The 9,831-nt window shown below is 61.5% G+C and carries 12 protein-coding genes and 1 other RNA gene; 6 read left to right on the forward strand and 7 right to left on the reverse strand.

Going from position 1 to position 9,831, the window contains the following annotated elements:
• Positions 1 to 3: 3 nt before the first annotated feature.
• The 5 genes from ssrS to LWH94_RS03495 form a co-directional block, all read right to left on the reverse strand.
• Positions 4 to 184, reverse strand: a non-coding RNA gene (gene ssrS / locus LWH94_RS03475) — 6S RNA.
• A gap of 61 nt (positions 185 to 245) precedes the next feature.
• Entirely contained in the window at positions 246 to 542 is a 297-nt protein-coding gene (locus tag LWH94_RS03480; RefSeq protein ID WP_094625425.1) for a cell division protein ZapA, read from the reverse strand.
• Entirely contained in the window at positions 542 to 748 is a 207-nt protein-coding gene (locus tag LWH94_RS03485) for a TIGR02449 family protein (RefSeq protein ID WP_022988352.1), read from the reverse strand. The genes LWH94_RS03480 and LWH94_RS03485 overlap by 1 nt, the downstream gene beginning before the upstream one ends.
• Before the next feature lie 118 nt (positions 749 to 866).
• Entirely contained in the window at positions 867 to 2,141 is a 1,275-nt protein-coding gene (locus LWH94_RS03490) for an ABC transporter permease (protein ID WP_232901259.1), read from the reverse strand.
• Positions 2,138 to 2,839, reverse strand: coding sequence for an ABC transporter ATP-binding protein (locus LWH94_RS03495; RefSeq protein WP_022988350.1), 702 nt, complete (start codon positions 2,837 to 2,839; stop codon positions 2,138 to 2,140). The genes LWH94_RS03490 and LWH94_RS03495 overlap by 4 nt, the downstream gene beginning before the upstream one ends.
• A 69-nt stretch (positions 2,840 to 2,908) precedes the next feature.
• Here LWH94_RS03495 and LWH94_RS03500 point away from each other — a divergent pair, with 69 nt between their 5' ends.
• Complete coding sequence (locus LWH94_RS03500) at positions 2,909 to 3,421, forward strand: DUF3299 domain-containing protein (protein WP_036219131.1); 513 nt, start codon at positions 2,909 to 2,911, stop codon at positions 3,419 to 3,421.
• A 2-nt stretch (positions 3,422 to 3,423) separates the two neighbouring features.
• Here LWH94_RS03500 and LWH94_RS03505 read toward each other — a convergent pair whose 3' ends face one another.
• Positions 3,424 to 4,002, reverse strand: coding sequence for a ZrgA family zinc uptake protein (locus tag LWH94_RS03505; RefSeq protein WP_022988348.1), 579 nt, complete (start codon positions 4,000 to 4,002; stop codon positions 3,424 to 3,426).
• A 183-nt stretch (positions 4,003 to 4,185) separates the two neighbouring features.
• Here LWH94_RS03505 and LWH94_RS03510 point away from each other — a divergent pair, with 183 nt between their 5' ends.
• From LWH94_RS03510 to LWH94_RS03530, 5 genes are all read left to right on the forward strand, one after another.
• On the forward strand, positions 4,186 to 4,785 hold the full coding sequence (locus LWH94_RS03510) for a UPF0149 family protein (RefSeq protein WP_036219211.1): 600 nt from the start codon (positions 4,186 to 4,188) through the stop codon (positions 4,783 to 4,785).
• Between the two features lie 12 nt (positions 4,786 to 4,797).
• On the forward strand, positions 4,798 to 6,117 hold the full coding sequence (gene pepP / locus LWH94_RS03515; protein ID WP_022988346.1) for a Xaa-Pro aminopeptidase: 1,320 nt from the start codon (positions 4,798 to 4,800) through the stop codon (positions 6,115 to 6,117).
• A 4-nt stretch (positions 6,118 to 6,121) separates the two neighbouring features.
• Positions 6,122 to 7,408 carry a 2-octaprenyl-6-methoxyphenyl hydroxylase gene (gene ubiH / locus LWH94_RS03520; RefSeq protein ID WP_052009666.1) on the forward strand — a complete coding sequence of 429 codons (1,287 nt, stop codon included), beginning with the start codon at positions 6,122 to 6,124 and terminating at the stop codon, positions 7,406 to 7,408.
• Positions 7,398 to 8,621, forward strand: a complete 1,224-nt coding sequence (locus LWH94_RS03525; protein ID WP_022988344.1) for an FAD-dependent monooxygenase — start codon at positions 7,398 to 7,400, stop codon at positions 8,619 to 8,621. Before ubiH ends, LWH94_RS03525 begins: the two co-directional genes overlap by 11 nt.
• 96 nt (positions 8,622 to 8,717) lie before the next feature.
• Positions 8,718 to 9,632, forward strand: coding sequence for a DUF808 domain-containing protein (locus LWH94_RS03530; protein ID WP_022988343.1), 915 nt, complete (start codon positions 8,718 to 8,720; stop codon positions 9,630 to 9,632).
• A 19-nt stretch (positions 9,633 to 9,651) separates the two neighbouring features.
• Here LWH94_RS03530 and LWH94_RS03535 read toward each other — a convergent pair.
• On the reverse strand, positions 9,652 to 9,831 hold a 180-nt coding region (locus tag LWH94_RS03535; protein WP_232901260.1), incomplete at its 5' end, for an RsmE family RNA methyltransferase.

A 9,831-nucleotide genomic window follows, 5' to 3' on the forward strand; every position in this document is an offset into this window, starting at 1 on the left:
GAAAAGCTTCCCGGGCTGCCGTTATCGGATGTAGCCCTTGAACCCAGAAGTTCAAGGTCGGTGGCCGCTGTGACATATTAGGCTTTCCCCCTTGGGGGACATGCTCACAATGCCCTGAAGTAGCCACCTGGGTAATGCGCATCGGCTCGAGGACGTACCCGACCAGCGAACAGCCCAGGAAGTTGGTTCCATTATACGGGCAGGGCCGGGGCTGATTGCAACCCCGTTTCCGGATTCTTTCCGGATCAGTTGCCCGAAGGCTCTCCCAATGCCTCATCAAGCCGGTTGTCCATGGCACGCAGGATGCTGCTGGTGGCATCAGACATGGTGTCGCGCTCCAGCAGTTCATGGGTGATGTTCAGGGCGGCCATCACGGCAATGCGTTCGGTACCGAACACCTTGCCGCTGGAGCGGATTTCGCGCATTTTGGTGTCCAGATGCCGGGCCGCACGCAACAGGGCTTCCTGCTCTTCCTGCGGACAGGCCACCAGGTATTCCTTGTCGAGAATCCTGACTTCCACGGTGGTTGAGGTCTGTGACATCAGTGGTGCTCCAGTGCCCGAAGACGGCCGATCATGGCTTCAATCTTGTTTTTGGCAAGATCGTTCTTGTGCATCAGCTGGGCCCGTTCCCGGTTCCAGTCGTCCTGCAGCTCGCGCAGCAGGGCGTTATCCTTCTCGAGCTTTTTGCAGCGTTCAATCAGTGTGTCCAGCTTGTCCGCTAATGCCTGTACTTCGGACTGTTCCATGACGTGCCCAATATGAGTAATTTGGATGTCGGTAACTATAAGTGCCCGCACCATAACGGTCAATTTACCGCATTGTCATGGCGCCGGGGCCGTGAAGCCTGTCACTTTCAGCGGCAGGTCAGCCGCCGGATCCGGCAAATCCCAGCTTGCGGCTCTTTTGCCAGCTGCGCAAGGCCGGGAGTAACGAAACCACGAATGCCGCCACCAGTACCGAGCCCAGCAGGAGCCATTCTGCCCGGTTCAGGCCGCGAAGTCCGATCTGTATGCCGTACTGGTCCAGAAGCCAGGGGCCCAGGCCGGCAATGGCGCCGGCGCCCAGCAGCAGCGCCAGGGCACAGGCCGCCAGGGCCAGTACCACACACTCAAAGCTGTACAGCGAGGAAATCAGGATGGGCGGGGCCCCGGTAGCCCGCAACACCGCCACTTCCTGCTGGCGCTGGGCCTGGATGGTCAGCAGAACCGCAATCAGGCCGGTCAGGCTGGTAATGACCACAAAGGCGCTGATGCCCAGCAAGGCTTTTTCAAACTGGCCCATCATGCGCCACAGTTCGCTCAGGGCAACGCCCGGCAGAATGGCGGACAAGGGCTCCTCGCGATACTGGTTCAGCTCCCGTTGCAGCTGGAAGGTGAGTATCGGCTTGTCCAGCCCGATAAACGCTGCGGTAATGGCGTCTGGCTCGAAGGAGCGGGTCTTTGCCTTCTCTTCTGTCAGGGTTCGGCCGGGCAGGGCAATGCCGGATTCCCAGCCCACGTGGATGGCTTCCATGGCTTCCAGGCTAATGTAAACCGCCTGGTCTACCGGTGTGCCGGTAGGTGCCAGAATGCCGGACACCGTAAACGGCAGGTCGGTATGGTTGGCAAAGCTGGTGCGCCCACCCCCGTGGGACAGCACAACGCTGTCGCCAGTCTGGTGGTTGAGCTGGCGGGCCACGCCCGCGCCCAGCACCACATCGAACAGGCCAGTAAACCAGTGGCCGGTTGCCAGCTCCAGGGGCTGGTCGTTGCCATATCGGAAGCGCTCGATGAACTGTGCGTTAGTGCTTACTACCCGGTAGCCCCGGTAGCTGTCGCCCAGTGAGACCGGAACCACCCAGTCTATACGCTTGTCCTGTGCCAGCTTCTGGTAAGTGGACCAGCGGATGTTGTTGGTGGCATCGCCAATATGGAAGACCGAATACAGCAGCAGGTTCAGCTGGCCGCTGCGGGCACCAACAATCAGGTCTGTTCCGCTGATGGTGCTGGTAAATGACTGCCGGACTTCAGTGCGAAGATACTGGATTCCGAGCAGTAGCGTGACGCTCAGGGTAAGGGTGAGGCAAACCAGCGCCAACACCTTGCGCCGGTACCACAGGCTGGCCGTTGCCAGGGCGAGTGCCAGTCGAACCTTGCTCACGGCGTACCTCCCAGGGCCAGCTGATGGTGGAAGTGGCTGGCCAGGCTCCTGTCGTGGCTGACAAACACCACCGAGCATTGCCGTTCCCTGGCCAGCGTCAGCAGCAGATCCAGAAAGCGGTCGCGGTTGTCGGTGTCCAGGGCGGAGGTTGGCTCGTCGGCCAGAATGATTTCCGGCGCGCCGATCAGCGCCCGCGCGGCGGCGACTCGCTGCTGCTGGCCGATGGACAGCTCGGTAACTCCGTGGTGCCAGTGGCTCTCGGGGATGCCAAGTTCCTTCAGCAGTTCGCTGGCAGCGGTATCCGGGTGACGGTCGGCGCGGGCCCGGCGCAGCGCCGATAACCGGCAGGGCAGGGTCACATTGGCCAGCGCACTCAGGTAAGGCACCAGGTTGAACTGCTGGAAGATGACGCCCATATGGTCAGCCCGGAAGCGATCCCGGGCGCCGGCCCTCATGGCACTGGTTTGCTGCCCCAGCAGGCTGACCGAACCGGTTTGCGGCGTCTGCATCCCGGCCAGCAGGCCCAGCAACGTGCTTTTGCCGGTGCCACTGGGCCCGTGCAGAAACAGGTGTTCGCCTGCGGCCAGGGACATGTCAGGAAAAACGAGCGGCTGTTCCCGGCCTGGCCAGCGAAACATCAGGTCTCGGGTCTCTATGGCCGGGCAGGCCGATCTGGCGGTTGCTGTACTGCTGTTCATGTCGGTCTGGTCGGTTGCGTTGTATGATGTGGGCCGTGTTGTGAATCACCCCGATTGGAGATGCCGTCCATGCCAGTGTATCCGAAGTCCCGGGCATTGTTTGCCTGCCTTTTGCCGCTGATGTTGCTGCTGTCATTGTCAGCCCGGGCCGAGCTCCGGGAAATCGACTGGCTGGAACTGATGCCGGCCGAAGACCTGGCATTGCTGGAAAGCATGCCTGAGGTGGAGCACGAAGGCGACGGCCCGGTTTTGTTGCCCGACGAGATCATGACGGGCCGGGTTGTGCCGGAAATGGGCGATGTCGAAGGCCGTATTCCGGGCTTTGTGGTACCCCTGAAAACCACCAGTGACATGCGCATTCTCGAGTTCTTCCTGGTGCCCTACTACGGCGCCTGTATCCACGTACCGCCACCACCGCCGAACCAGATTATCCATGTGAAGTACAGCGAAGGCTTCACCCTGGAAGCCCTGTACGATCCGGTCTGGATCGAAGGCAAGCTGGTGATTGAGCGTACCGAAAACGACCTGGGTACTTCGTCTTATTCCATGGTGGCGGAGTCTGTAGAGCGTTATACCGAGTAAGTTTACTGCCCCGGCCGGAAACGGTTGTCGGACTGGGTCAGCCGGGTGCCACCCTGGCCCTGTGCCGAAACCCATTGCACATCCAGGTGCTCCAAGGCCGGGAAGGCGTCCAGTATGGGGGCGGTAAAGGCGGAAGCATCTGGCAAGGCGGCGCACCGCAGGCTCTGGGTGATTTCCAGGTCGGAATGGTTTGCGTGGGCGTCCTGGTCATGGCCGTGGTCATGCACTTGGTCATCGTGAGCTTCGTGCCCTTCCCAGCCGGTATGCAGTTCCGAAGTGGTCACCCGGCAGTTGCCTCCTTCGGTGTTGATCAGGGCATTCGCGGCCACCCATTCGCGCAAACCGTCCAGTTTCTGCCGCTGTTCCTTTGTGCGGGGCTGGTGTTCGAAGCCTAGCAGGTTCCAGGCCGGCGACTCCAGCAACAGGTCAATCTGTTCACCGGCAAAGGCAATCTGGAGTTCGGCATGGCCATGCTGGTGAGCGGCCGGGTTGTCCTGTGCCATGGCAGGTGCCGTAACGGTTGCCAGGCCAAGGGCCAGGATCAGTCTGGGGGAAGCGGACAAGGGCGGGCGCTTTCGCATCGGGGGATCTCCGGTGTTTTGATATGTTATAACATTTTTCTACTTTGGCCCGGTAAAAGCAAGTGCCGATCTGGCCGGCCCGTGCCAGCACAGCGCCGTAATGCTAGGATAGACACCTCAAACAGACGGAGCGGCCGGGCAATGGCCCCGGCAGTCTCCCCCGAAACAGGAACCGGTTTTTTCATGTCTGAAAGCGATACTTCAGGTGCCGCCCGCGCTGCCGAATTCGAACGTTGGGCTAACGTCTTCACGGCCCACAAGGCCTTCAGCCACCCCTCCGAACTGCACGGTGTTCTCTGTGGTCGGCTGGCGGCCGGCACCCGTATTGAAGAACAGCAGTGGCTGGCCATGGTGTGCGAGCACATGGGGCTGGCGGATCAGGCCATGGAAGAGTCGGATGACCTGGCGCCGTTTATGTACGGTGCCTACGAGAAAACCCTGGCGCAGCTGCAGTCCAGTGAGATGACCTTCCAGCCCCTGTTGCCGGATGACGACTATGCCATTGAGCAGCGCCTGGAAGCCCTGATCGCCTGGGTGCGAGGTTTCCTCGAGGGCATGGCCCTGGCGGCCGGCGCTTCGCTGGGGCAGGCTCCGGATGAAATCCGTGAACTGATTGAAGACATGGTTGCCATCAGCCAGCTGTCGGAAGACGAAGAGTCCGACGACGAAAGCGAGCAGCAGCTGCTGGAAATTACCGAATACGTCCGCTTGGGTGCCCTGGCGGTGTTTACCGAATTCAATGAGCCGGAGAAGCCGGCTGGCGCAACGCCCACCCTGCACTGATCAGGAGACAGCATGGCCTCAATGATTCCGATGAAAGAATTTGCCGACCGCCGCCGAAAGCTGATGGACCGGATGGCTCCGGACAGCATCGCCATTCTGCCGGCAGCGCCGGAGCGTGTGCGTAACCGGGACGTTCTGCATCCGTTCCGCCAGGACAGCGACTTTCAGTACCTGACCGGGTTTGGCGAGCCGGAAGCGGTACTGGTATTGATTCCGGGCCGGGAACACGGCGAGACCGTGCTGTTTTGCAAGGAGCGCAATCCGGAGAAAGAACTCTGGGACGGTTTCCTGGTGGGGCCCGAGGGGGCCATCGAGCGCTATGGCCTGGACGATGCCTTCCCGATCGGCGATATCGACGACATCCTGCCCGGCATGATTGAAGGCCGCAGCCGGGTGTATTACCCGCTTGGCAAAGACCCTGTCTTCGATAACCGGGTGATGGACTGGGTGAAGGTCATCCGGAGTAAAGTGCGGGCCGGAGCCCATCCGCCGGGTGAGCTGGTGGCCCTTGAACACCTGCTGCACGACATGCGCCTGTACAAGAGCGCGGCCGAAGTGAAAGTGATGGCCAGGGCCGGGAAAATCAGCGCCGAGGCCCATTGCCGGGCTATGAAGCGGGCCCGCAAGGGTGGCTATGAGTACAACCTGGAGGCCGAGCTGATCCACACTTTCATGGAACACGGTGCCCGCTCCACGGCCTATCCTTCCATCGTGGGTGGTGGTGCCAACGGCTGCATCCTGCACTACATCGAGAACAGCGCGCCGCTGAAAGAGGGCGACCTGGTGCTGATCGATGCCGGTTGTGAGCTGGACTGCTATGCCTCCGACATTACCCGCACCTTCCCGGTCAGCGGCAAGTTCAGCCCGGAACAGAAAGCCCTGTATAACGTGGTTCTGGATGCCCAGTACGCCGCCATTGATGCGGTCCGCCCCGGTAACCACTGGAATCATCCCCACGAAGCGGCATTGAACGTGCTGACCCAGGGCCTGATAGATCTGGGGCTGCTGTCCGGCAGCCTGGACGATGCCATTGCCAGTGAGGCCTACAAACCGTTTTTCATGCACCGCACCGGCCACTGGCTGGGGCTGGATGTGCACGATGTGGGCGACTACAAGGTAGGCGATGCCTGGCGGCAGCTGGAACCGGGTATGGCGTTAACCGTAGAACCCGGCTTGTACATTGCGCCGGATAACGAGAACGTAGAGGAAAAATGGCGCGGTATCGGCATTCGCATCGAAGACGATGTGGTGGTAACCAAAGACGGCTGCCGCGTGCTGACCGACGCGGTGCCGAAAACCGTGGCCGATATTGAAGCCCTGATGGCGGACTGAGCCTGTGACCGAACCCCGGATGGATACCGACCTGATTATTGCCGGTGGCGGCCTTGCCGGCGCCACACTGGCGCTGGCCCTGGCCCGAGTGGTACCGGAATTGCGGGTGACCGTGGTGGAAAGTTTTCCGCTCTCGCCCGATGCCCTGCCGGACGACTACCAGCCCAGCTATGACGCCCGTTCCACGGCGCTGGCCTGGGGCTCCCGGCTGATCTTCGAAGAGCTGGGTTTGTGGGCAGCGCTATCTGAACACGCGACGCCCATCCGGAATATTCATGTATCTGACCGGGGCCGGTTCGGCGCCACCCGCCTGGATGCTGCCGACCATGGCCAGCCTGCCCTGGGTTATGTGGCGGACAACCGCTGGATGGGGCTTTGCCTGATGCGGGCGCTGCTGGAAACCCCGGTAAGCTGGCAGGCGCCGGCGGAAGTGGTTGGCATGACGCCGATTGTCGGTGGTGTGAAGGTCAGCATCCGTAAAGAGGGTGAAGAACAAACCCTGACCGGCCAGTGCCTGGTGGTGGCTGATGGCGGCCGTTCCGGACTTCGGGAACAGTTGGGCTTTGTGACCCGAACCGAGGACTATGGCCAGAATGCATTGATTGCCAACGTGTCGACCAGTGATTCGCACGGGTACACAGCGTTCGAGCGTTTTACTGATTCCGGCCCCATGGCCCTGTTGCCCCATGGTTCGCCGGTGCGGGCCGAGAACCAGTCTGCGCTGGTGTGGACGCTGACTGACAGCGCGCTGGAACACATACTGTCGCTGTCTGACGATGAAAAATGCCGGCAGCTGCAGGAGCGGTTCGGCTGGCGTCTCGGGCGCTTTACCCGCATCGGGCAGTGCAATCATTATCCGCTGAAGCTGGTGACTGTAGACGAAGCCGTGCGCCCCGGCGTGGCCCTGGTGGGCAACGCCGCCCATGCCCTGCATCCGGTGGCCGGGCAAGGCTTCAACCTGGCCCTGCGTGGGCTGGTGACGCTGGTGGAACAGTTCCGCAAGGCGGTGGATGCCGGTGTGTCGATCGGTGACCTGTCTGTACTGGGTGAATACCAGCGCCTGCATCGCCAGGACTGGCAGCAGACAGTGCAGTTCTCCGATTCCCTGATCCGTGTTTTCGGGCAATCCCTGCCACCGCTGGCTGCTGCCCGGGATGCCGGCCTGGTCGGGCTGGACCTGGTGCCCGGAGCCAAGCGCTGGTTTGCCCGCAAGGCTATGGGTACCGGTGGCCGCAAGCCGGTGATTTCAGCCGCTGAGTCTTTGCAGGAGTCCGAACACCATGACCGCTGATGCCCCAACACAGCAATTCGATATCCTGATCGTCGGTGGCGGCATGATCGGCTCCGCACTGGCCCTGGGCTTGTCCCGCCAAGGCTGGCAGGTGGGCCTGATTGAAGGTGCCCCGGCCGCAAGCCTGATGGCGCCGGCCGAACCCGCCAACTCGGTTGACGACTTCGAGCCCCGGGTCAGCGCGATTTCACTGGCCAGCCAGCGCTTGCTGGAAGAGCTGGGAGCCTGGCCGAAGGTACAGGCCAGCCGCCACTGTGGCTATCGGGAAATGACGGTGTGGGACGGTGACGGCACTGGCCGGATTCATTTTGACGCCGCCGAACTGCACGCCCGCAGCCTTGGCACCATCGTCGAGAACCGGAACATCGTTCGCGCCCTGTTCGAAAGCCTTTCAGACAGCTCGGTACAGTTGCTGGATGGCGTGCGGGTGAAAGCCTGGAGCCGGGAGCAGGGTGTAGAGCTGGAAGACGGCCGGCGCCTGGTTGCCAGGCTGGTGGTGGGCGCAGATGGCGCGCTTTCGCGCTTACGCCAGTGGAGCGGCCTGGCAACCCGGGAATGGGATTACGACCAGCAGGCCATCGTGTGTACCGTCCGCACCAGCCAGAACCATCGCTACACGGCGTGGCAGCGGTTTTCTCCAACCGGGCCACTGGCCTTCCTGCCGTTACTGAATGAAGCTGGGGATGAACACTTCTGCTCCATTGTCTGGTCCCAGGACACATTGGAAGCCCGCCGTCTGATGGCGCTGGGGACCGAGAGTTTCCGGAAGGAGCTGGAAGCTGCCATCGAGCGGGAGCTGGGTGAGGTGCTGGCGGTTTCCCGGCGCTTTGCCTTTCCCCTGCGCCAGCGCCACGCCAAGGATTACATCGCCGATGGCCTGGCCTTGGTGGGCGACGCCGCCCATACCATCCACCCGCTGGCCGGGCAGGGTGCAAACCTGGGCTATGGCGACGTGCGTGCGTTGCTGGAGGAGCTTGGGCGAGCCAGGGCACTTGGCCTTGCTCCGGATGATGCCTCCGTGCTGGCCCGTTATCAGCGCCGGCGCAAGGGTGAGAACCTGGCCATGATGGCGGCGATGGAAGGTTTCAAGCAGCTGTTCGCCCGGGATGAATTACCCGTGCGCTGGCTTCGGAACACCGGCATGCGCTGGCTGAACCAGCTGGCGCCGCTGAAAAACCGCATTGCCGCGGAGGCGATGGGCATTGATGCCTGACGTGTCCGGTTCTGGGTACCCGGAACTGTTTTACAGCTCCGGGTTTTCGTAAACTTCGGTCTTTCCCTTCTTGTCGAATTAACAAAGGAACTGTTTATGGCCGGCTCCAGCCTGCTCGTTTTAATCGATGACATTGCGACCGTCCTGGACGATGTCGCGGTCATGACCAAGGCCGCCACCAAGAAGACCGTAGGTGTGCTCGGGGACGACCTGGCCCTGAACGCCCAGCAGGTAACCGGCGTAAAGCCGGCCCGTGAAATACCTGTGGTTTGGGCGGTGGCCAAGGGTTCGTTTATCAACAAGGCGATCCTGGTACCGGCGGCACTGGCCATCAGCTTCTTCGTGCCCTGGCTGATCACCCCGTTACTGATGCTTGGCGGCGCTTTTCTGTGCTATGAAGGTTTCGAAAAGCTGGTGCATAAATTCCTGCACAAGGAAGAAGAACAGAAGCACCGGGAAGAACTCCGGGAAGCGCTGAAGAAGCCGGAAGTGGACCTGAAAACAGTCGAGAAAGACAAGATCAAAGGCGCGGTTCGCACCGACTTTATCCTCTCCGCAGAAATCATCGCCATCACGCTTGGCACCGTGGCGGGCAAGGGTTTCGGAATGCAGTTTGCGGTGCTGACGGTGGTGGCGCTGATGGTCACCGTTGGAGTTTATGGCCTGGTGGCGGGTATTGTGAAACTGGACGATGCCGGTCTCTACCTGAGCCAGAAAGCGAGCGCCATGGCGCAGAAAGTGGGGCACGGCATACTCTGGCTGGCGCCCTGGATGATGAAAACTCTGTCGGTACTGGGCACCATTGCCATGTTCCTGGTGGGTGGCGGTATTCTGACCCACGGCATTCCGGCGGTGTACGACGCCATTCACCATGTGGCCGGTATGGTCTCATCGGTGCCGGAGGTGCTGGTCACCACGCTGGGGGATGGCCTGTTCGGATTGCTGGCGGGGGCTGTTCTGGTACTGGTTATTACACCGCTTTCGAAGCTTTGGCAGCGCAAGGCGGCGTAACCTTCTCACGCCTGCCAGTTCACAGGCAGGCGTCAAACAACCGGCTGACCAGCACCGGTACAGCGGTTTCTACCCGCAGGATACGGGGGCCGAGGTGCACGCTCTGGCAGCCGGCTTCTTCGAGTTTACCCACTTCGTAGTCGGTGAAGCCGCCTTCCGGGCCGATGCACAGGGCGGCGGGTTCGTTCAGGTGGGTGGG

The sequence above is a fragment of the Marinobacter sp. G11 genome, from assembly GCF_021282325.1.
Lineage (GTDB): Bacteria > Pseudomonadota > Gammaproteobacteria > Pseudomonadales > Oleiphilaceae > Marinobacter > Marinobacter vinifirmus.